Raw genomic sequence first — 21,049 nt, forward strand, 5'->3', positions numbered from 1 at the left:
ATAGTAAAATGTTAATCATAACCAATAATGGAGGGATAGTCTTGTTGGAATTCAACTCTATAAATGAACTTTTACGTAAAACAGATGAAATTGTGGGTAAAACATTCGGAGAATTAGACACAGAGGGGTATTTTGAAAAATATAAGCACGACAAAGGTATTTTCGGCAAAATAGTTGAAACCGGCTTTTATGGATACCCTAATAATAATAGAGCGGAGGCCGATTTTGACAAGTTAGGGATAGAACTAAAAGTATCTGGCTTCGTGACTACAAAAAAAGGTCTTTGGTCTGCTAAAGAACGAATTTCTCTATCTCAAATCAATTTCCACAAAATTGTAAATGAAGATTTTAAGTTCAGCTCCTTGATTTCAAAAAACAGAAAAATTTTATTCATTTGGTATGAATATGTAGAAAATGGAGACCCGAGAGAATTTATTATAAAAGACTATCAACTATACGACATGACTGGAATTGAGCCTTTAATAGAAAACGATTATCAAATAATCCGACAAACCGTGAGAGATGGATTGGCACATAAATTATCTGAAGGAGATAGTGTCATCCTAGGCGCCGCAACTAAAGGCGGAGCCGGACAAACTCAAACCCAACCTTTTTCTGAAATTAGAGCAAAAACTCGGGCATTCTCAATTAAAAATTCATTTATAAAAGGAGTTCTTAGAGAACACCGATTAAATTACAACGTCTCCTTACCAGTTGAGCTGACTCCAGAAGAGTGGCTATGGAACAAATTCAAAAAATACAAGGGTATCACTCAAAGCGAGTTACTGAAGCAACTAGATCCACAGTCTTCTAAAGAGAAGCCTCAATACAACATCGGAAATATGATTCAACGACGCATCATCGGTACGGAATTCGATTTGGAAAAGAATGAACTATTTAGTAAGCTAACATATGAGATTAAGACTACCCCAATAAATGAATCTTATTTCCCTATTGAAAAACCTACATTTAAGCCTCTACAAAAAGATGAGTTTCTAGACAATTGGGACACATCCGATTGGAAAACTTTTTTTGAAGAGAGTACGTTTTTTTATTTGGGTTACTTAGAGGATTCGAAGAATAAAGGAAATGGTCATAGAAAGCTACACTGTTTATTCAAAGTCACTTTCACCCCGGAAGAAGTGGATGAGTTCAGTAAAACTTATAATGATATCAAAAATGCTGTCACCTTCAATGATGTAAACTTACTCCCTACCGCCACAAAATATCCTAACAGATCTCTTGTAGTATCTACAAAAGGTTCTGGAGGAGATAAATGCTATCATCAATTTATGTATGGTGAAAAAAAAGTATGCTTTATGTTCAACAAAGAATTTATTTATAAAAAGTTTATGGAAGGACCCATTTTTAAATAGATAGAGTAAAAGCCTAATGGACATATCCCCTTCAGATTCGGGAATATGTCCATTAGGGAGGTGAAGGTATGGCCAGAAATGTACCGAAAGCATCGAGTCCAGCCGTCTTCAAGACGATGAGCGGAAATCGTGGTAAGGACACCAAAATGGAAGTGAAGGTCCGGAAGGCACTTTGGGCTGCCGGATATCGATATCGGAAGAACAATCGGAAGCTGTATGGGACACCAGACATCTCGTTTCCCGGACTCCGTGTCGTCGTCTTTTTAGACTCCTGCTATTGGCATGGCTGTCCCCTTCACTTCAAACTTCCGAAGACGAACGCGGAGTTTTGGCGACAGAAGATCGGTCGTAACATCGAGCGCGATGCCGACGTCACGCAACATTATGTCGAGGAAGGATGGATCATCTTACGCTTTTGGGAGCATCAGGTCAACGAGGACTTTGATCACGTGATTTATACCATCACTCATTTCGTCGACATGGCCAAGGTCAGTCGCCATAAACGAAGTGGATGATTCGTTTTACTCGTTAATCCAGGTCCTCATCAAACAATGGTTCATCATACGTCTCCGTCGCATCATCGACAATCAGGTCCGTGTAGATTTCTTCTACACGGCCTCTTTTTTTGCCATCTTCATTCACATGCTCGACAATTCTGAACGTCTCAGGCGCCTCAAGCCCGATGATGACAATCGGCACGGTCAACTGCGTGTTCAGCGGCTTCAAATGGTGAACGTACTTTTCGTAGGTACCTATGGCGTTGTCGAAGTTTCCAGCACGTTGAAGTCGCTGTGTCGCACAAATAATGACACCAATTCGTGTTTGAATTGCTTTCTCGACATGGTTGAGCTCGCTCGCAATGACCGGTTTCAATAGATTCCATGCGATTGTCCCTGAATGATTGAACCCGACCTCCACTGAAATGTTTTCTTTGGCAAAGTCGAGGCGCCATACGTTCTCCGAATAGTCACGGTCCTGGAAGATCGGGCTCTCACTCGCCCATCCCCTTCTTATAAATTCCGATTTGAACAAATCATTCAATGTCGAGGAAAGACTTTTGTTCTTGCCGGCATACTTTTCTTCGAATTTCTTGATGATCGCCTCGTCACTGATTGATTGGATGATTCCATGAATCTCCGACCAAATCTCCGTGAACTCTTCATCGTTCTTTAAGATGGTCTCGCCAAATCGATGTGAATGGATTCGATATCTCAATTGCCTCATCCTTTATTGGTTGTAATTGATAATGACATACTTTACGACGAGAATGATGGCTTTCTCTTCAATAGAATCAAACTCATGCCACTCCTCATAACTTTACCAGGATACATGATTGAAAACAAAAGCACATTTGTTTTGTAATCGTTTTCTTCCCCTTCACCAAGCGCTTCATCCGTAAAACATTGATATATCAACATTTTTCCAACTGTGCAAACGCCTTGACATTTTTGGACGGTTATATGAAGTTAGTATTACATTATAATTATTCTAGTAGAGACTAAAGTCCACTAGAGTAAAAAACCAAGGAGGACATACCCCATGTCATTAATCGGCAAAGAAATCTTACCTTTCAAAGCACAAGCATTCCAAACAGGTGAATTCCTCGAAGTATCGGACAACGACTTCAAAGGTCAATGGAGCGTCGTTTGCTTCTACCCAGCTGACTTCACGTTCGTCTGCCCGACTGAACTCGAAGACCTTCAAAACGAATACGCGACACTTAAAAACCTCGGCGTCGAAGTGTACTCAGTATCGACTGACACACACTTCACGCACAAAGCATGGCACGAAACGTCTGAGAAAATCGGCAAAATCGAGTACATCATGATCGGCGACCCATCACACACAATCTCACGCAACTTCGACGTCTTGAACGAAGAAGATGGCCTTGCTGACCGCGGTACGTTCATCATCGACCCAGACGGCATCATCCAAACAGTTGAAATCAACGCAGGCGGTATCGGCCGTGACGCGAGCACGCTCGTCAACAAAGTCAAAGCGGCACAATACGTCCGCAACAACCCAGGCGAAGTCTGCCCGGCGAAATGGGAAGAAGGTTCTGAAACACTTCGCCCGAGCCTCGACCTCGTCGGCAAGTTGTAAGGAGCGGATTACATGTTAGAAGCAGCTATTAAACAACAGTTGGACCAATATCTCCAGCTCATGGAGGGCGATGTCGTCCTCCGTGTCAGCGCTGGAGACGACACGGTCTCAAAAGAGATGCTCGACCTCGTGAACGAACTCGCGAGCATGTCGTCACGCATCTCGGTCGAGAACGTCACACTCGATCGCACACCGAGTTTCAGCGTGAGCCGTCCGTCTGAAGAGACGGGAATCGTCTTCGCAGGAATCCCGCTCGGTCACGAGTTCACGTCACTCGTCCTCGCGTTGCTCCAAGTGAGCGGCCGGGCGCCGAAAGTCGACGCGGACGCGATCAAACAAATTCAACAGATCGAAGGCACGTACCACTTCGAGTCGTATATCAGCCTCAGCTGCCACAACTGCCCAGACGTCGTCCAGGCACTGAACGTCATGAGCGTGCTCAACCCGAACATCTCCCATACGATGATCGACGGTGGCGCCTTCAAGGCGGAAGTCGAAGCGAAAGAAATCATGGCTGTCCCGACCGTCTTCTTGAACGGTGAGGCGTTCGGCAACGGACGTATGTCACTTGAAGAGATTTTAGCAAAACTCGGCACAGGCCCGGACGCTTCGGCGTTCGAAAATAAAGATCCGTATGACGTCCTCGTCATCGGTGGCGGCCCAGCTGGTGCGAGCGCAGCGGTTTACGCGGCTCGTAAAGGCATCCGGACCGGCATCGTCGCGGAACGCTTTGGTGGTCAAGTGATGGACACGATGGGGATTGAGAACTTCATCGGCACATCTTACACGGAAGGCCCGAAACTCGTCGCGAGCTTGGAAGAGCACGTGAAAGAATACGGCATCGACGTCATGAATCTCCAACGCGCGAAGCGTCTTGAGAAAACTGACCTCGTCGAAGTCGAACTTGAGAATGGTGCCGTCTTGAAGAGTAAGAGCGTCATCCTGTCGACTGGTGCACGCTGGCGTAACGTCAACGTTCCAGGTGAAGCTGAGTTCAAAAACAAAGGTGTGGCCTACTGCCCGCACTGTGACGGCCCTCTCTTCGAAGGCAAGCGCGTCGCAGTCATCGGTGGCGGCAACTCTGGAATTGAAGCAGCGATCGACCTCGCTGGGATTGTTAAACACGTGACGGTGCTCGAGTTCGCTTCTGAACTCAAAGCCGACCAAGTGCTTCAAGACCGTCTCCACAGCCTCCCGAACGTGACCGTCGTCACGAACGCACAGACGACAGAAATCACGGGTACGGACAAAGTGAACGGCATCTCGTACTTGTCTCGTGAGACGAACGAGACGCATCACGTCGAACTCGAAGGTGTCTTCGTCCAAATCGGACTCGTCCCGAACACGGACTGGCTCGACTCGGTCGAACGCAACAACTTCGGTGAGATCGTCGTCGACCGTCACGGTGCGACGAACATCCCAGGCGTGTTCGCAGCAGGCGACTGCACGAACAGCGCCTACAAACAAATCATCATCTCGATGGGGTCTGGTGCGACTGCCGCACTCGGTGCTTTCGATTATATGATTCGCAACTAATAGGAAACGCGTCCTCATATTGGAGGACGCGTTTTTATAATTTCTCCCGAGTCTGGTAGAAACAAGATTTTGTCTCCAGAATCGATTTCAAACAAATAGACGCGATTCGGTCGAAATGGGTTCCATCCCCTGTCCGATACACCGAGATCATTCACATATGTCACGTTCTTGTGTTCTCTTTTTCAAACCGTAAAAAGTAGTTTCGTATTGTTTAAGAACGTGCCTCAAACCCGCATGAAATGGGGTTTTGTTGCAATCTGATTGTGTATTGTACATTTTCGTTTGGACCCTTTTTGCAAATTAAAACACCGGATAAACACCAACTATTTCTCTTAAAGTACACTTTTCTATAAAAAATGTACTGCAAGGATTTTTCTAACCTTACAGCACACTCGAAATTGCCTTGTGTACCCGTTTGCAGCACACTATAATATTTTCCAACAAATGGGGGAAACTAATTTGTATGATGAATTATAAAATTAAGTGCAACACCTGAACGTGAACGCAAAAAAGCCCATAGCGACGGCCTCGTGTAGAATGAAGTTACCACACAAACATTCAGACGGAGGAATCGCTATGAGCTACACCCATCTTACCACAGCCGAACGCGTGAAAATAGAGACCTATCTGGAGCTCGGGATGTCCATCCGGTCCATCGCGAGACGGCTCGGGCGACAGCCCTCGACCGTCTCGCGGGAGATCAGGAGGAACCCCGGGTACAAGTCGGAACGTGCACAGGAACGCTACGTGAGGGCGAAAGCGAACTGCGGCGCCAAGACGAAGCTCGACGAAACGATGCGTCGGACGATCATCAGGAAGCTGCGAGCGACCTGGTCCCCGGAACAGATCGTGGGGCGGCTCTTCGACGGAAGGATCGCCTTCTCGACCATCTATCGCTGGATCTACTCGGGGCTGATCGACGTGCCGACGACCGCGCTCAGCCAGAAAGGCAAGCGCCGGAAACCGGTGGAGACACGCGGGAGGTTCAACGTCGGGCTGTCCATCTCGAAACGGCCTTCGGAGGTCAGGGGGCGCCAAACGTTCGGGCACTGGGAGCTCGACACCGTCGTCTCCGGACGAGGGAAGTCGAAGGCCTGCGTCGCGACGTTCGTCGAGCGCAAGAGCCGGTTCTACCTCGCCCTGCCGATCGCGGACCGTAGCGCGGCCTCGATGGAGGGGGCGATCCACACGGTCCACGCCGCCTTCCCGGAGGGCACGTTCAGGACGGCGACGACGGACCGGGGCAAGGAGTTCAGCTGCCACGAGCGCGTCCGGGCGTCGCTCGGAGTGCCGCTGTATTTCGCCGACCCGTACTCGTCGTGGCAGCGCGGCAGCAACGAGAACGCCAACGGCCTCCTGCGCGAGTTCTTCCCGAAAGGATCGGACTTCGCGACGGTCGGCCAAGGAGAGATCGTGGACGCGCTCGCCAAGATCAACGGGCGGCCGAGGAAATGTCTCGGCTGGAAGACCGCACACGAGGCCTTCGCGGAGGAAGTGTTGCGCTTAATTTGACAAACCGTCCAGAGTAATTAGCTTAGTTAATAGGGGTGTTTTGCTAATGAATTATGCAGTTGACACAAGTTTATGTCATCTTGGTAAAATAAGTGCCAAATAAGTAGCCATTTCTCTTTCTTTTTGTAGATAAACATTGTTAAATCAACAAAAATTAGCAATCCATTTTATATGCTAATTGGATTGCTAAAATGTTTGTTATTTTATGTTTTGTACTATTAAACTTAACACGTTAATGATGGCACGCTACTTTGCTTATATTTATTTAGTATGAAGTAACAATTGATCTAAATCCATTATTTTAATTTTCTTTTTCGGTAACTGTTTAATCAATCCAAGTTCTTCTAGAGTAGTAAATTTACGGCTGATTGTTTCTGGTGTGGTACCAAGATACGAGGCTAAATCCTTTTTGGACATTGGTAAGATAATCGTTGGACTATTGCCACTTCCCTTTTCAATATTCTCAGCTAAAAAGGATATAATGCGGGTTTCTACATTTTCAATCGCTACTTGTGTGGTTTGTTTTTCAGAATCCTTTAAACGCATCGTTACTTCTGACAGTATTTTTAATGAGATCTGCGGATATTCCACCAAATACTTCTGTAAATCACCTCGTTTAATTAAACAAATAGATGTATTTTGTAGTGCTTCCGCATAATTCTCATGAATACTTCCAGGTTGGAAAATGGCGACTTCACCTGTAAAATCACCAGGATTTAAAATGCGAACAAGTTGTTCTTTTCCAGAATCCGATAAGCGGTAAATCCGAGCCTTACCTGAATTGATAATATATAAGGTATCATCTTCCTCATCTGCACGGAATAACATTTCCCCTTTTTTAAGATGAAGTGTCTTGGCAGATTCCGCAATCAAATCCATTTGTGAGTCTTCCAAATGGTTGAAAATGGGGACAATACGAATACATTCTGCATGTCCATGTTGGTGATGACAACATTGGTTTTGTTCCAAAATAACCTCTTCCTTTTATAAAAAGCCTAAGAGGGCATCCTAGGCTTCCTTTCTATTCACTCGATTAAGCAGGTTTTACCTTTGATTTGACAACAGGATATCCTAAGTCTTCAATTGCCTTTTCGATATCGTTAATAGCGACTGCTTCTGAATCAAAATCTACTTTTACTTTACTTGCATTGAACATTACTTTCAAGCTATCTTGATTCACACCGTTTATTCCTTTCACCGCATTTTCAATCTTTTGGAGACAAGATGGGCAAGATAAGGTTTCTAATTGAATCGTTGCTTTTTGCATAAATCATTTCCCCCTTCATTTTTTAACGACCGTAAACCAATCTATTCTTTTGTTTTTGAGTTACTTTAAGCCTGATATGCTTTATCTACTTCTGATAACATCTCGAATGTGCCTCCATACGTTTCACATACATCTCCAGGAATGGTGTAGTTGTCTGTGATTTTTCGTAATTGAGCAAATTCAGCATCTAAGTCAGGTTTGTTCGTACCTGCGTCTTTTACTTTTCCACTAATTGTTTCAAACAATTCACGTACTTCAAAGGCTTCTGGGTGATTCTTGCCATGGGCCCGTGTAATTGCAGTGGTGTATAAATCCAGCTTTTCAAAATAGTTTGTTATTACTTCGTTAAATGTCTGTTCAGACATTATTCGTTCCCTCTTTCTTGTGGTTTTTTGGTCTTAGGCCGATTTTACTTTTGATTTGACGACTGGATATCCTAAGTCTTCAATGGCTTTTTCGATATCGTTAATGGTGATCGTTTCTGAATCAAAATCTACTTTTACTTTACTGGCATTAAATAATACTTTTAAGCTATCATGATTAACCCCGTTTAATCCTTTCACCGCATTTTCAATCTTTTGCATACAAGATGGACAAGATAATGTTTCTAATTGAATAACTGCTTTTTGCATGAATTATTTCTCCTTTCATCTTATCTTTTATTTTTTTGTTTTCCCTCTTCTTCTTTACAATTTAAGTATAGTTCAGGTTCAACGAAATGAATTTGATGCAAATCAAGTTTTAAGAAAAAGTAGGGGAGTATTTTGTTCTTCCTACCTGAATACTTCCCCTTTATCATTCATCAAGACTGCTTTCTATTAAAATTATTCTCTCAAACGGTATCGAAGCAATCTCATACCATTCAAGATGACTACTAAGATACTTGCTTCGTGAACCAACATCCCGATTGACATATTCATCCATTCACCAAATAGTAGGCTGGCAAGTAAGACTAATACCACACCAACTGCTATGGTAATGTTCTGTTTCATGTTTCTTGAAGTTGATTTTGTTAAGCCTAATGCGTGTGGTAAACGACTAAAGTCAGAATTCATTAAAACAACATCTGATGTTTCAATTGCAACATCTGTTCCACTTCCCATGGCAATTCCGATATCTGCTAAGGCTAGTGAAGGACTATCATTCACTCCGTCACCGACAAAGGCAATGATCCCGCCTTCTGCTTGCATTTTTTCGATATAAGCAGATTTTCCTTCCGGTAGCATATGACCATGTGCTTCTGTTAACCCAAGTTCTCGAGCAACTAAATCTACGGTTCCTTGGTTGTCCCCAGAAAGAACGACAAGGTTTTTGACCCCTAGTTTTTTCAGTTTTTGAAGATCTTTTTTAACACCTGGGCGGATTTGATCCCGAATCCCCATCAGAACGTTTAATTCTCCGTCGACCGCAGTTAACACAAGAGAATTCCCATTTTTCTCAAAGCGTTCGACGTCTTTTTTAGCTTTTTCGCTTAATTTCACATTTTTCTTTTCCATTAAAGCTACGTTACCAACGGCTATACGATGAACACCTATTTTTGCTACAATTCCGCCACCTTTAACGACTTCGGTTTCTTCAACAGTAGAGAAAGTTATCTCGCCAATATCCTGTAGGACAGCTTTCGCTAGTGGGTGGTCCGATTCACGCTCCACACTTGCTAAATATCCTAGAACCTCTTCAGTATTTTTTCCGTAAAATTCTTTTTCGGCAACTTCAGGGTTTCCTACTGTCAATGTTCCTGTTTTATCAAAAACGATAGTGTCTACTCTGCTAAAGTCATTGATAACTTCACTACCTTTTAAGAGGACACCATTACGTGCACCGTTTCCGATACCGGCAACGTTGGATACAGGAACCCCGATAACTAATGCACCTGGACATCCTAAAACAAGAATCGTGATAGCTAGTTCAATATCTTTTGAGAAAAACCAAACAATAAAACCAAGGACTAACACAGCTGGTGTATAGTATTTTGAGAATCGGTCAATGAAACGTTCTGCTTCTGATTTGGAATCCTGTGCCTCTTCCACTAATTCGATAATTCTACCAAATGTTGTATCTTCTCCAACACGATCAGCTCGAATTTGGATCGTTCCATTTTCTAAGATAGATCCTGCAAATACTTCAGAATCAACCTTTTTACTTACAGGTAGAGATTCTCCAGTAATACTTGCTTCATTAATGTGACCTTCACCAGTTAACACTGTTCCATCTACCGGAACTTTTGCACCCGTTTTAACTAATAAAATATCACCTTCGTCTACATCATCGACATCTACTTCTTCAAATTCTCCGTTTTCCATTTGCTTTAAAGCACTTTCTGGTGCCAGCTCTGTTAATTCTTTAATGGCAGAACGTGTTTTGTTCAAGGTACGCTGCTCCAAGTAAGAACCAAATAAGAATAAGAAAGTAACGATGGCTGATTCCTCATAATTTTGAATCAATACTGCTCCAATAACTGCAATGGTAACTAAAACATCAATACTGACAACTTTTACTTTTAATGCCTGATAGGCTTGGATTGCAATCGGCGCCACACCAAGAATGGATGCAATGATGAGCAACCAATTGAAAATGGCCATGTTGTCTAAGGAAAATCGTCCGAAGAATGCAAGTGCAATCAAAATTGCACTGATCAGTGTAATGGAATTCTTTTTACTTAATATATATCTTTGCATGTTGATTCCCTCCAATTTCAATTTCATTTTCATTTGTATTCCTTGTTGATGACTCTAGTATAGGATGTTTCTATGAAATGAAAATTGATTCGAATCAAGTTCTATTGTAAAAGTGAAAAATTATAAAAGAACAGCAAAACAAAACCAACTGTTTTACGGAATAACTCTTATATATTATCGAACATCGACATACAATCACAAAAATTCATTATATTGTACATTCTTTATTCAGCAGGCTTTAGAAAAGTAGTTAGTTTAAGTGTACTCTTTCACATTATCCATTGGCGTTACTCAGAATTTGCTCCAATTACTAAACAAAAGCTAATGAAGATTATGGAACACATGATCCAGTTACCGGTTTTTTTTGGAATATCCGCCATAGGCTCAAATAGTTTGTTTAACAAACAGCTATCATCCTAATCACCTAAACAGGTAGTTTTGTTTAACATTTTGTCGCGAATGTTTGAATAACTCAACTATTTAACGAAACCCTCCAAGCTATAATAAAAAAATGGTGCTCATCCAAACACTAACAGAAAGTGTAAAAAGGGCCGTTTTGTATTTCATCATTAATTTTCGTTTATTATCTTTAAACACCAAACAAACACCAACTCTAAATCAAAAGCGCGTAAGATAGCGTGTTTTCGGGCTTTGTTCCGTATCAGTGTGAATGTTTCAAAGTATGTTCCGCCTCGGCGACTGAATAACTCGGCAACCCAAAGTAAATCGCTCCAGCAATCAATAATGAAAAGATGACTCCCATTCTTATCCGATATCGGTTTTCTAAACTCTTTAGGCCAATCAACGCCACGATAATCATACTGGTCGCCGTTCCAAACGCCGCCGAGTTTCCATACCAAGCCTCATTGACGAACATCATTCCTCCAATGGCCAATATCCCGAACATCCACCACCACTTCATCCCCATCACCTCATGCCAATTATCCCAAAAACAGGAAAATAGGCAACTCCATTTTAATTAACTCCGACCGATTCAAACGTTTGATTCCCCGGGAAAGTGGAATATCGGACAAGAGAACGGATTTTGAATGAGGAGGCATTTCATGAACATCCCAACCATCAAACTACATGACGGCTACGAGATTCCGGCAATCGGGCTCGGCACCGTTTATTTACGAGGTGAACCGGGCGTCGACGCCATCACGAGCGCTATCCGCAACGGCTATCGTCTCATCGATTCGGCAATTCGCTATGACAATGAAGGAACGGTCGGCGAAGCCGTCCGGCAATCCGGCATCCCGCGCGAGCAACTGTTCTTGACGTCGAAGCTTCGCGCCCAATACTTCGACTACGACGATGCGCTCGAGATGATTCGTGAGTCGCTCTACCGGGCGAACCTCGACTATTGGGACTTGTTCCTGTTGCATTGGCCGAACCCGAAACAAGACAAATACGTGGAGGCGTGGCGCGCACTCATCCAAGCGAAAGAGAACGGGTGGATCCGCTCCATCGGCGTCTCGAACTTTATGTCTGAGCACCTCGACCGTTTGATTGAGGAGACGGGTGAGACACCGGTCATCAACCAAATCGAGCTCCACCCATACTTCTCCCAAGTGGAACAGCGTCAAGCTGACAAAGAGCGCGGCATCATCACTGAGGCATGGAGTCCGTTGAGCCGAGCCCGGACTGTCACGCATGACGAGACGATCGCGGAACTAGCAAGACAAAAAGGCAAGACCGTGTCCCAAGTCATTCTGCGTTGGCACGTCCAACTCGGTGTCATCCCGCTCCCGCGTTCGTCGAGCGAGTTGCACCAAAAAGAGAACCTCGACGTCTTCAACTTCGAATTGACCGAGGACGAGATGGAGACGCTCAACGCCCTGACGAAGCAAGACGGCCGCATCGATAATCAAGACCCGAGAGAATACGAGGAATACTAAAAAAGATTGAGCCGTCTGGGCTCAATCTTTTCTCGTTAAAACGCCGGAATCGCCGTTTCTTCGTAATTTTCTTCCAAGAACGCACGGACTTCGTCACTTGTGAGTGCTTCGCCGAGTTTCTGGATGGCTTCTTCGTCTTTGTTGTCTTCACGGGCCACGAGTGTGATGGCGAAGTCGTTCTCGACACCTTCCGTCAAGAGGGCATCGCTCTTCGGCGTCAAGCCGAGTGGCGCCGCATAGGCCGGCGTCATGAGGACTGCATCGACGTCATCGTACGCACGCGCGAGCATGAGCAAATCGACTTCCTCGAACTTGAGGTTCTTCGGGTTTTCTGTGATATCGGCTTGCGTGTAATACGACCCGTTCTTCTCACCGAGCTTAATCACATCGTGTTGCGCGAGCAATGAGAGCGAGCGGTCGATGTTCGACACGTCGTTCGCGATGGCGATTGTCGCGCCTTCCGGGATGTCGTTCATGTTGTCATACTCTTTCGAATAGACACCGTAGTTGGCGAAGTAAATCGGTTCAATCGGGACGAGGTTCGCGTCATTGCTGCGGTTGAACTCTTCCATGTACGGGACGTGCTGGAAGAAGTTCGCGTCGACTTCTTTCGCCGCGAGTGCCGTGTTCGGTTGGACGTTGTCACCGAGGACGACGATTTCGAGCTCGATGTTGTCTTCAGCGAGTTGTTCTTTCGCGATTTCAAGCATATCCGTCATCGGTGGGATGAGCGATGCGACTTTGAGCGTCTGCGGCTCGTTTGACGGGGCTTCCGTCGTGTTTGTTTCGGTATCGTTCCCACACGCCGCGAGAACGAGCGTGAGCGAAGCGAAGAGTGCCATTAATTTTTTCATAGATTTTTCCTTCTTTCTGTTTGTGATTAGCGTTTGTCGATGAGACGGGCCACGGTCGTACCGGTGAACTGAATCATCTGGACGAAGATGAGCATGATGAGAATCATGTACATCATCAGTTCCGTCTTGAACTGTTGATATCCATAGCGGATGGCGAAGTCGCCGATGCCGCCACCCCCAACCACCCCCATGATGGTCGAGTACGAGATGAAGCTGATGATCGACGTCGTCAGTCCGAGGACAAGACCGGAACGGGCCTCGACGTACAAGAACTTGAAGATGACATCTTTGATGGATGCACCCATCGACACTGCCGCCTCGACGACACCGCGTGGCACGTCAAGGAGTGATTGCTCGACGAGGCGCGAGTAGTGGGCGATGGCGATGATGGCGAGCGGCACAGTTGCCGCTGCCGTCCCGATGGCCGTTCCGATGATGAGCCGCGTGAATGGAATCAAAAACACGACGAGTAACAGGAACGGGAACGACCGGACGATGTTGACGACCAAGTTGAGCACGGAGAAGACGGCCCGGTTCTCTAAGAGCTGACCTTTTCGGGACAAGTAGAGCCACGTCCCGAGCGGCAGGCCAACGAGGACGGCGGCGAGAATCGAGACGCCGACCATGATGAACGTTTCGCCGATCGAACGCCAAATCTCGGTCTGATATTGCACGAGCACCTCAGGCATCCATCTCACCCGCCTTCTTCAGCTGGTCGACGAACCAGGCCGGATTGTTGTCGATGGCCGACACACCGCTTGGGACGAGGTCGATCGTCTCGTAGACGGCCCCGTCCGCCATGACGGTCACGCGATCACACACTTGTTTGATGACGTCCATCTCGTGCGTGACGATGACGATGGTGACACCGAGCCGTTCATTGATCGACTTCAACACCTCGAGCACTTCGGCCGTCGTGTTCGGGTCGAGCGAGGAGGTCGGTTCGTCGCACAGCAAGACGTGCGGCTCATTCGCGAGCGCCCGCGCGATGGCGACACGTTGCTTCTGCCCTCCGCTTAACTGGGCCGGATACTTGTCCTTGAACGTCTCGAGCCCGACGAAGCGGAGACATTCGAGCACCCGTGCCTCGTGCGTCGCTTTCGGACGACCGGCTAGTTTGAGCGGTGCGACGACGTTGTCATAGACGGTCTTGTTGGCGACGAGATTGAACTGTTGAAAGATCATCCCGATAACGTGGCGCTTCTCGCGAAGCTTCCTCGTCGAAAGCGATGTCATCATGGACCCGTCAATCTCGACCGTGCCGGTGTCCGGCGTCTCGAGCAAGTTCATGAGCCGAAGCACCGTCGACTTGCCGGCACCGCTTGCCCCGATGATGCCGTATATCTCACCACGGTTGACGTGGAGCGAGACGTCTTTTACGGCTATTTCGCGTCCAAACTGTTTGCGTACATTCGTTAACGTGATCATCGACTGTCCCTTTCTATATTACAAACTTGGTGATACTCGTACCCCATTTTAGCGAAGTAAAGGACAGTTGTCAGTTGATGCGTCTTGTCTTGAGTCTCGTTATATAGAGAAAGAAGAACGTTTCACTTCCCAACCGCCCCTTCGCCCTTTATAATGAGAACAGATAATACCACAGGGGGTATATTGAATGACTACTGAAATTCTATTAACCTTCGCCGTCCTGGCGTTGGCGATTTTTCTCTTTGTTTCCGATAAATTGCGGACCGACCTCGTCGCCGTATTGATCATGGTCATCTTGCCATGGACCGGCGTCATCACGGCGAATGAGGCGTTTTCCGGATTCGCCTCGAACGCCGTCATCTCGGTGATTGGGGTCATGTTGATCGGATACGGGGTCGAGCGTTCCGGCATCATGACCGTCGTCGCGGGCTTCATCACGAAACGGGTCGGCGTCAAAGAAAAGAACGTCATGGCGACGACATCGACGACGGTCGGCCTCATCTCGGCGTTCATGCAAAACATCGGCGCGGCCGCCTTGTTCTTGCCGGCGCTGAAACGAATCAGCAAAAACGCGAATATCCCGGCCTCGAAACTGATTATGCCGATGGGCTTTGCCGCCATCCTCGGGGGAACGTTGACGATGGTCGCCTCGGGTCCGCTCATCATCTTGAACGACTTGTTGACCGAGTCCGGATTTGACGCCTTGAACTTGTTCGCCGTCACGCCGATCGGACTCGCCTTGCTCGCGACCGGCATCCTTTACTTTTACTTCGCCGGAGGACTCGTCTTGCCAAAGGCGTCCGGTGAGACACAAGTGACGAGCGCATCGTTCATGCAAGAGACACACAACTTGACGACCGACATCCATGAGCTCGACGTCAACGCCCGCCTCGCCGGACAGACGATCGAACAACTCAATATTTGGTCGACTTACGGCATCAATATTTTGGCGCTCCGGGAAGATGCGAGCCACGTCTATGGTCCATGGCGGAAGACTCACCTCGCCGACGGACAGACGCTCGCTGTTCTCGGGACAATCGATGCGGTCAACCGCTTCGCCGCCGACTATGAATTGACAGTCAAGCCTGAGCTCGAACACTTTGCCTCGCTTGAGAACGAAGATGAGAGCGGCTTTGCCGAGATCATCATCCCACCGACGTCTCCGTTCATCGGCAAGACGCTCCGCGACATCGGCTTCCGGAAAAACTTCCGCCTCGAACCGCTCGCGGTAATCGGGAACGACGGAACGAAGACGACACTTGAGGACGTCCCGTTTGAAGCCGGGATGCAGCTCGTCGTCTATGGCAGCTGGAAAGACTTGATCAACCTTCGTAACGGCCGCGAAGTCGCGGTGCTCAGTGACGTGAAAGCGCCCGAACTCGCACCGCAACAAAACAAGAAAAAACCTGCGCTGTTCGCGATCGTCGTCTCTCTCGGGCTCGTCTTCATGGGCTTCCCGCTGTCGTTAAGTTTCTTCACAGGCGCACTTCTCATGATCTTGCTCGGTGTCATCCCGAAAGAAGAGATTTATCCGGCGATCGATTGGAAGACCGTCTTCTTGCTCGCCGGGCTCATCCCGCTCGGTACAGCGTTCGAAAAGAGTGGAGCGGCCGCCTATACGGCGAACGCTATCGTCAACCTTGTCGGAGGATGGAGCACACTCGCCATCTTGTTCATCATCGGGCTCATCACGATGTTCTTCTCGCTCTTCATGTCGAACGTCGCCGCGACCGTCCTACTCGTTCCGCTCGTCCTCATGATGGCGGATACGTTCAGTATAGACCCGATCGGACTCGCCCTTCTCGTCGCCGTCTCGGCCTCGAACTCGTTCATCTTGCCGACGCACCAAGTGAACGCCTTCATCATGGGACCGGGTGGCTATCGGAACGCCGACTACATGAAAGCCGGCGGCATCATGAGTCTTCTGTTCCTTATTGTCTCGGTGTTGATGGTGTACGTTCTGTTCATGTAACGCAAAAAGGAAGGATCCGCGGATTCTTCCTTTTTTGATGCGCTCACATCGGATGAAGCTTGAAGTGTTTCACGATATGGGCCCGCATCGCCTCTCGGTTCTCGGCGAAGATGCGATGGCGATGCCCGTTTCCGCCAGACGGATGAGGAAAGCCGCTCACGACACGTTCACTCGCGACAATCCCGCGATCGACGAGCGTCTCGATGGCACGGCGCACGTTGATGCCCATCGGCAAGATGAGCGCTTCTTCGAGTAAAGCCATCTCATCGGCGAACATCCCGTCAATATAGGGTTGGAACAAGTCGGTCCTCAACAAATCCGGACTCGCGCCGTTGTAATTCTTCCCTTTGTAGAACACCGGATATGGCAAGACGGCGGTGTTTTGGACGAGATGGTTCGCTGACCCGAACAAGTCGAGTGTCGTCTCAATACCGAGATGACGGTGCAAGTCCAAATCGTCGAGCATCGTCACCAAGTTTTTTCGAATCGGACCCGAGAAGCTGCCCCGCTGTTTGACGGCCCGGAGCGCCTCCTCGTCCGAGGCATCGGCCAAGTCGCGAATCGCCTCGAACGATTGGCGCATCTGGTATAGACCTGGTGTGATGCCGGCGATGACGACTTTCGCCTCCGGATTGACGTACTCGAACGGTGCGTAAAAAATGCTGAGCGGCTTGGAGGGCACTGAAAAACCTCCGCTCTATCCGAGCGTGAAAAGAAAAAAGGGTGATTGGACCGACTCAAGTCGGGACAATCGCCCTTTTTCCGTGCCCTTATCCTGTTTTTTCTTTATGGAGGCTGATTATCCGCTTCAGGTTGACCGCGATGATGGCCATCGCGCTCTGTAACGTCATGCCTTTCAGGTCTGACGTCTTGTTGCGCGCCAGGCCTTGCGTGTTCTTCAGTTGACTGTTCTTCGCCTCGATGGCGAAGCGTTTCCGACGATGCTCCTTGAAGTCGTCGGTTTGCTCATAGTCGAGCTGGTCACTGTGCTCCCGTGATTTCAATGACACGCTGTAGGACTTCGATTTGGCCCCGTCTTTGTAACACCCTTTTCGCAACGGACACCGCTTGCACAGTTCGATGTCGAAGAAATGGCTCTCGACAGGGTTCGTCCCGGCATTCTTTCGCCCGCCCCGTGTCTTGCGGACGGCCATGTGCCCGGCGGGGCAGACATACCGTTCGGCATCCTTGTTGTAGGTGAAGCCCTCCACGCGATTCGGTGATGGCGAGTAGACTTGCGGGTTCAACGGCGCGACGAGCTTGCACCCCTGTGAGGCGGCATAAATCAGGTTGTCCCGGCTCGAATAGGCCGAGTCGCCCACGATATGGTCGAACTCGGCCCCTGCCCGATGACTCTTCTGGACGAGCCTTCCCAGCTGATGACCGTCCGATGCTTCGCCGGATGTGACGATGACGGCCGTGATGATGCCCTCCTCCGTCATTGCGAGATGATGCTTGTAACCGAAGAAGGATGAGTCGGCGCTCTTATGCCCGGTCCGGGCATCAGAATCCTTGGAGACTTGAAGTTCGACGTGCGCATCCTCGGCGAGCTCACGGACCCGGTTCACCCGGTCTCGGATATGTTCGCGTGCCATCAGTTCCGGCATTCCGCTCTCGACGGTCTCCGCGACTCCAAGCGCATACGTCAGAAGCTGGTCGATGTTTGACTCGTCCACCTTCTCCGGGAAGCGACCTTTCGCGTTTTCGGTTTCCTTGTAGCACGCATGGCGGAGTCTCTTCGCCTCTTCGATGATCGCCTGCCCGATCGGTTTTTGCCCGTACCGGGCACGGGAATGGGTCGCGTCGACAATCAATGTCCGTGATTTGAGCAGCCCCATCCCTTTCGCGACCTGAACCGTGTGTGCGATCAGCTCGTCAAGCAGCTCGTCGTCGTCCATGCGCTGACGGCGGAACTTTGTGAGCGAGGAGGGGTTGATGACGTCATCCTCCGGTGCGAGGTCCAGAAAATATTTGTATGCGAGGTCGGTCCTCGCCCGTCTGACGAGGTCGACGTCGGACAGGTTCGAGTGCGCCTTCAGGAACAGATACTTGAACATCCGAACAGGATGGACGGCCATCCGCCCGTTGTCATGGCAATACGTATCTTCAAGCATCTCCGTGATGAAATCGAACGGGACGAGGTCGTGAATGAGCCGCAGCTCGTCATCGGCCGGAATCAACAGATCATAGAGGGCCGTATACGGGCTCGGCGGCATATTCGGCAGGTCAGGCATCATCGGTATCGCCTCCAGATTGATTGTTTTAGCCAGTATATTCCGAAATGACGCACACGTACAGCGCCGCCCGAGGGCACGCCGACTCCCGGGGAATCAGCGGGCAAGGCGAGACCCAGCAGCGACATTGTCGCGATGCGGCTCGACGCCCGCCCCAGGAAAGCGGCGTGCCGGACAGGGCGGCTGAAGGGCGATGAAAACAGAGGAGCGCCATCCCTTTCGGGACGGCGCTCCTCTGTTCAAAAGCATTTAAAGTTTTTCAGTGCCCTCGCGGCTTGACGGGATCCTCTTCAAAGAGAAACATGTCACTCTTCAGCGTCGCTTCCTCCAAGTCTGGCAATCCGATAATCTTTTGTTTATATGTGTGAAAATGGTCGGTTCTCGTTGGCATAAAGTATCCCCCTCCTCATTTTCCTTTCCCTTGATTCGGTGCGATTAACAAACTCAAGAGAAGGAAGCATGATGAGTCCGATTTAAGTTTGAATCCCCTCGACAGGGGCAAACCCTTTCGTTTTTCGAAAGTTCATCCGATACGTGAACTGTTCGAGCGCGTCGGACGGGTCGACCCGTGACATATTCATCTGTTCAAGTGTCTGTCGGTCATATTGGACGGTAAGAATCAACACGTCTTCTTCATGACCGGTACTCGTGTTCAACTGCTTTTCATATGCTTGGACATAGACGACTTGTACCGGCAGCAACGCGAACATTTCCCGGGCAATTCGCAACGCCGCCCCGCACACATAGTCTTGATATAGGTCATAATAGGCGGTCTTTGTCATCGCTCTTTCAGAGAGCTTTCCTGTCTTTGTCAGGCTGTATGCCGTTGTCGGAATCGCTTCTTGCGCGTTGACATCGAAGGCGACTTGCACGATTTCCGGTGAGGGGACATTGCATTCGAATCCGCTACCGAACTCGAGCAGGTCGTCGAACGGCTGAAACGACTCGATCACGTCATAATACGTATCGACTTCGCCGAGTAGGACGCGCTTCGCCAATTCTCTCGCTTCCCGCCATTCCTCATAACGCGTCCGGTCAGCTTCAGCCGCTGCATGCACGTCTTGTTCTAGACGTTGTCTCTGCTTTGATTCTCGGTTGAATAGACGATCGATCCAACTCGGTCGGTAGGACTCCAGTTGATCGCGGGCGTTTTGCTCGGTTGGTCCGATCCTATCGACTTCAAACGGCGGCTCCTGATGATAGATCGCTTTCCAATCGACCGGCTCATCGCACTCTTGATGAATCGAGCGCATCCGTTCGATTCGATTTTCATACAGTTCCACTTGAAGCTTGGCGTGCTCTTGTTCTGCTAGCTTCGCTTGCTCTCGTTCACGCTTTGCCAATTCATTTCGTTGTTGGTGGGCCGGTGTCTTATAAGAACGCGACGTTGAATACGATATCCCTGTACCCGGAAGTCCGACCGTCGATGTTGCTCGACCACTGCTGTTGATCGTGTGCCGTAATCCGCGTGTACCGACACTGACACCGACACCTCGTTTCCCGACGTTCATTCGCACGCCCGGCGCGATTTTAATGCTTTTACGGAATCGTAAACCCATTCTTCCTCCTCCTTTGTCATTCATCTCCTATTTATAACGTACCATAGTTAAACCGAACGAGCATTGACGCTTCTTATCCGCTTTTGTATAGTTAGGAGCGACAAAAACGAATGGAGGAGTGCTCACTTGACTCCAAACGAAACGAGCTCGACCCACTTGCTTGACTTACTCGCCGAGCGCCACGATCAAATCCGGCGCGTGAGTGAACGGGCCTGGAACGATCAACATGACATCTACCTTTCCAACTCGGAATGGTACGTCCTCGCCCGAATTTATAACAAAAAGCCGACGATTGCCGAGGTGACGCGGGGCATTCATGTGTCGCGCCAAGCGACTCACAAGCTCATTAAAAACTTACAAACAAAAGGTCTCGTCAGTGTCACCGACCATCCGACGAGCCGCAAAGATAAATGTATCGAGCTGACCGAACTCGGTGTGATTTGTTACGAGCAAAATGAGGCGCTCAAAGCGAAACTCGAACAAAACATCGCCAATGCGCTCGGGGAAGATGCCTTTAAACAACTTCAAAAACTGCTCCAATCCGACTGGAAGCTGTAATCCCTTCAACCACTTCGAAGGGATTTTTTTGCCTTCATAGTTACCACGAAATGTCAACCTAGTTGACATTT

The 21,049-nt window shown here is 48.4% G+C and carries 22 protein-coding genes; 8 read left to right on the forward strand and 14 right to left on the reverse strand.

Going from position 1 to position 21,049, the window contains the following annotated elements; translation table 11 throughout:
- Positions 1–41: 41 nt before the first annotated feature.
- Positions 42–1,376: a MutH/Sau3AI family endonuclease gene (locus P398_RS0102195; protein ID WP_235263295.1), complete on the forward strand. Its 1,335-nt coding sequence runs from the start codon at positions 42–44 to the stop codon at positions 1,374–1,376.
- A 68-nt stretch (positions 1,377–1,444) separates the two neighbouring features.
- On the forward strand, positions 1,445–1,891 hold the full coding sequence (locus P398_RS0102200; RefSeq protein WP_029333954.1) for a very short patch repair endonuclease: 447 nt from the start codon (positions 1,445–1,447) through the stop codon (positions 1,889–1,891).
- 13 nt (positions 1,892–1,904) lie between these two features.
- Here the strand turns inward: P398_RS0102200 and P398_RS0102205 are convergent, their stop codons facing one another.
- On the reverse strand, positions 1,905–2,591 hold the full coding sequence (locus P398_RS0102205) for a BglII/BstYI family type II restriction endonuclease (protein ID WP_051638847.1): 687 nt from the start codon (positions 2,589–2,591) through the stop codon (positions 1,905–1,907).
- 324 nt (positions 2,592–2,915) lie between these two features.
- On the opposite strand from P398_RS0102205, the gene ahpC reads away from it, so the two are divergent.
- The 3 genes from ahpC to P398_RS0102220 all read left to right on the forward strand — a co-directional run bounded on the left by ahpC (position 2,916) and on the right by P398_RS0102220 (position 6,527).
- Positions 2,916–3,479 carry an alkyl hydroperoxide reductase subunit C gene (ahpC, locus tag P398_RS0102210; RefSeq protein ID WP_024371034.1) on the forward strand — a complete coding sequence of 188 codons (564 nt, stop codon included), beginning with the start codon at positions 2,916–2,918 and terminating at the stop codon, positions 3,477–3,479.
- 12 nt (positions 3,480–3,491) lie between these two features.
- Positions 3,492–5,015, forward strand: a complete 1,524-nt coding sequence (gene ahpF, locus P398_RS0102215) for an alkyl hydroperoxide reductase subunit F (RefSeq protein ID WP_029333956.1) — start codon at positions 3,492–3,494, stop codon at positions 5,013–5,015.
- Positions 5,016–5,591: 576 nt separating this feature from the next.
- Positions 5,592–6,527, forward strand: coding sequence for an IS30 family transposase (locus P398_RS0102220; protein WP_029333957.1), 936 nt, complete (start codon positions 5,592–5,594; stop codon positions 6,525–6,527).
- 261 nt (positions 6,528–6,788) lie between these two features.
- Here P398_RS0102220 and P398_RS0102225 read toward each other — a convergent pair whose 3' ends face one another.
- The 6 genes from P398_RS0102225 to P398_RS0102250 form a co-directional block, all read right to left on the reverse strand.
- Complete coding sequence (locus tag P398_RS0102225) at positions 6,789–7,496, reverse strand: Crp/Fnr family transcriptional regulator (RefSeq protein WP_029333958.1); 708 nt, start codon at positions 7,494–7,496, stop codon at positions 6,789–6,791.
- Positions 7,497–7,560: 64 nt separating this feature from the next.
- Positions 7,561–7,794 (reverse strand): heavy-metal-associated domain-containing protein, encoded by a 234-nt coding sequence (locus P398_RS0102230; protein ID WP_026907428.1) that lies wholly within the window; start codon positions 7,792–7,794, stop codon positions 7,561–7,563.
- Positions 7,795–7,859: 65 nt separating this feature from the next.
- Entirely contained in the window at positions 7,860–8,159 is a 300-nt protein-coding gene (locus P398_RS0102235; RefSeq protein WP_029333959.1) for a hypothetical protein, read from the reverse strand.
- Positions 8,160–8,192: 33 nt separating this feature from the next.
- The gene (locus P398_RS0102240; RefSeq protein ID WP_029333960.1) at positions 8,193–8,426 is read right to left on the reverse strand and encodes a heavy-metal-associated domain-containing protein; all 234 of its coding nucleotides are present in this window, start codon (positions 8,424–8,426) and stop codon (positions 8,193–8,195) included.
- 192 nt (positions 8,427–8,618) lie between these two features.
- On the reverse strand, positions 8,619–10,472 hold the full coding sequence (locus P398_RS0102245; RefSeq protein ID WP_029333961.1) for a heavy metal translocating P-type ATPase: 1,854 nt from the start codon (positions 10,470–10,472) through the stop codon (positions 8,619–8,621).
- A gap of 661 nt (positions 10,473–11,133) precedes the next feature.
- The gene (locus P398_RS0102250; protein ID WP_029333962.1) at positions 11,134–11,394 is read right to left on the reverse strand and encodes a hypothetical protein; all 261 of its coding nucleotides are present in this window, start codon (positions 11,392–11,394) and stop codon (positions 11,134–11,136) included.
- A gap of 142 nt (positions 11,395–11,536) precedes the next feature.
- Between P398_RS0102250 and P398_RS0102255 the strand changes: the two genes are divergently transcribed.
- Positions 11,537–12,373, forward strand: a complete 837-nt coding sequence (locus P398_RS0102255) for an aldo/keto reductase (RefSeq protein WP_029333963.1) — start codon at positions 11,537–11,539, stop codon at positions 12,371–12,373.
- A gap of 35 nt (positions 12,374–12,408) precedes the next feature.
- Here P398_RS0102255 and P398_RS0102260 read toward each other — a convergent pair whose 3' ends face one another.
- The 3 genes from P398_RS0102260 to P398_RS0102270 are packed head-to-tail and all read right to left on the reverse strand — an operon-like array spanning position 12,409 to position 14,655.
- Positions 12,409–13,227, reverse strand: coding sequence for a MetQ/NlpA family ABC transporter substrate-binding protein (locus P398_RS0102260; protein ID WP_029333964.1), 819 nt, complete (start codon positions 13,225–13,227; stop codon positions 12,409–12,411).
- 26 nt (positions 13,228–13,253) lie between these two features.
- Positions 13,254–13,916, reverse strand: coding sequence for a methionine ABC transporter permease (locus P398_RS0102265; protein WP_024371038.1), 663 nt, complete (start codon positions 13,914–13,916; stop codon positions 13,254–13,256).
- A complete protein-coding gene (locus P398_RS0102270) occupies positions 13,909–14,655 on the reverse strand; it encodes a methionine ABC transporter ATP-binding protein (protein WP_051638848.1) in 747 nt (248 codons plus the stop codon). Before P398_RS0102270 ends, P398_RS0102265 begins: the two co-directional genes overlap by 8 nt.
- 187 nt (positions 14,656–14,842) lie before the next feature.
- On the opposite strand from P398_RS0102270, the gene P398_RS0102275 reads away from it, so the two are divergent.
- Positions 14,843–16,627, forward strand: coding sequence for an SLC13 family permease (locus P398_RS0102275; RefSeq protein WP_029333966.1), 1,785 nt, complete (start codon positions 14,843–14,845; stop codon positions 16,625–16,627).
- 43 nt (positions 16,628–16,670) lie between these two features.
- Here the strand turns inward: P398_RS0102275 and P398_RS0102280 are convergent, their stop codons facing one another.
- From P398_RS0102280 to P398_RS0102295, 4 genes are all read right to left on the reverse strand, one after another.
- Complete coding sequence (locus P398_RS0102280) at positions 16,671–17,309, reverse strand: hypothetical protein (RefSeq protein ID WP_235263296.1); 639 nt, start codon at positions 17,307–17,309, stop codon at positions 16,671–16,673.
- A gap of 88 nt (positions 17,310–17,397) precedes the next feature.
- The gene (locus P398_RS0102285) at positions 17,398–18,864 is read right to left on the reverse strand and encodes an IS1182 family transposase (RefSeq protein WP_029333968.1); all 1,467 of its coding nucleotides are present in this window, start codon (positions 18,862–18,864) and stop codon (positions 17,398–17,400) included.
- Between the two features lie 256 nt (positions 18,865–19,120).
- Positions 19,121–19,252, reverse strand: a complete 132-nt coding sequence (locus tag P398_RS17125; RefSeq protein ID WP_255313315.1) for a hypothetical protein — start codon at positions 19,250–19,252, stop codon at positions 19,121–19,123.
- 82 nt (positions 19,253–19,334) lie between these two features.
- Entirely contained in the window at positions 19,335–20,420 is a 1,086-nt protein-coding gene (locus tag P398_RS0102295; protein WP_029333969.1) for a DUF4236 domain-containing protein, read from the reverse strand.
- Positions 20,421–20,546: 126 nt separating this feature from the next.
- Between P398_RS0102295 and P398_RS0102300 the strand changes: the two genes are divergently transcribed.
- Entirely contained in the window at positions 20,547–20,978 is a 432-nt protein-coding gene (locus P398_RS0102300) for a MarR family winged helix-turn-helix transcriptional regulator (RefSeq protein ID WP_029333970.1), read from the forward strand.
- Positions 20,979–21,049: the final 71 nt, after the last annotated feature.

This window comes from Exiguobacterium aurantiacum DSM 6208 (assembly GCF_000702585.1).
Lineage (GTDB): Bacteria > Bacillota > Bacilli > Exiguobacteriales > Exiguobacteriaceae > Exiguobacterium > Exiguobacterium aurantiacum.

Excerpts from the sequence above, each read along its gene's own strand:
- P398_RS0102200 (WP_029333954.1), top strand. The coding sequence starts at position 1,445 with ATGGCCAGAAATGTACCGAAAGCATCGAGTCCAGCCGTCTTCAAGACG.
- ahpC (WP_024371034.1), top strand. The coding sequence starts at position 2,916 with ATGTCATTAATCGGCAAAGAAATCTTACCTTTCAAAGCACAAGCATTC.
- ahpF (WP_029333956.1), top strand. The coding sequence starts at position 3,492 with ATGTTAGAAGCAGCTATTAAACAACAGTTGGACCAATATCTCCAGCTC.
- P398_RS0102220 (WP_029333957.1), top strand. The coding sequence starts at position 5,592 with ATGAGCTACACCCATCTTACCACAGCCGAACGCGTGAAAATAGAGACC.
- P398_RS0102230 (WP_026907428.1), bottom strand. The coding sequence starts at position 7,794 with ATGCAAAAAGCAACGATTCAATTAGAAACCTTATCTTGCCCATCTTGT.
- P398_RS0102235 (WP_029333959.1), bottom strand. The coding sequence starts at position 8,159 with ATGTCTGAACAGACATTTAACGAAGTAATAACAAACTATTTTGAAAAG.
- P398_RS0102240 (WP_029333960.1), bottom strand. The coding sequence starts at position 8,426 with ATGCAAAAAGCAGTTATTCAATTAGAAACATTATCTTGTCCATCTTGT.
- P398_RS0102245 (WP_029333961.1), bottom strand. The coding sequence starts at position 10,472 with ATGCAAAGATATATATTAAGTAAAAAGAATTCCATTACACTGATCAGT.
- P398_RS0102250 (WP_029333962.1), bottom strand. The coding sequence starts at position 11,394 with ATGAAGTGGTGGTGGATGTTCGGGATATTGGCCATTGGAGGAATGATG.
- P398_RS0102255 (WP_029333963.1), top strand. The coding sequence starts at position 11,537 with ATGAACATCCCAACCATCAAACTACATGACGGCTACGAGATTCCGGCA.
- P398_RS0102260 (WP_029333964.1), bottom strand. The coding sequence starts at position 13,227 with ATGAAAAAATTAATGGCACTCTTCGCTTCGCTCACGCTCGTTCTCGCG.
- P398_RS0102265 (WP_024371038.1), bottom strand. The coding sequence starts at position 13,916 with ATGCCTGAGGTGCTCGTGCAATATCAGACCGAGATTTGGCGTTCGATC.
- P398_RS0102270 (WP_051638848.1), bottom strand. The coding sequence starts at position 14,655 with ATGATCACGTTAACGAATGTACGCAAACAGTTTGGACGCGAAATAGCC.
- P398_RS0102275 (WP_029333966.1), top strand. The coding sequence starts at position 14,843 with ATGACTACTGAAATTCTATTAACCTTCGCCGTCCTGGCGTTGGCGATT.
- P398_RS0102285 (WP_029333968.1), bottom strand. The coding sequence starts at position 18,864 with ATGATGCCTGACCTGCCGAATATGCCGCCGAGCCCGTATACGGCCCTC.
- P398_RS17125 (WP_255313315.1), bottom strand. The coding sequence starts at position 19,252 with ATGCCAACGAGAACCGACCATTTTCACACATATAAACAAAAGATTATC.
- P398_RS0102295 (WP_029333969.1), bottom strand. The coding sequence starts at position 20,420 with ATGGGTTTACGATTCCGTAAAAGCATTAAAATCGCGCCGGGCGTGCGA.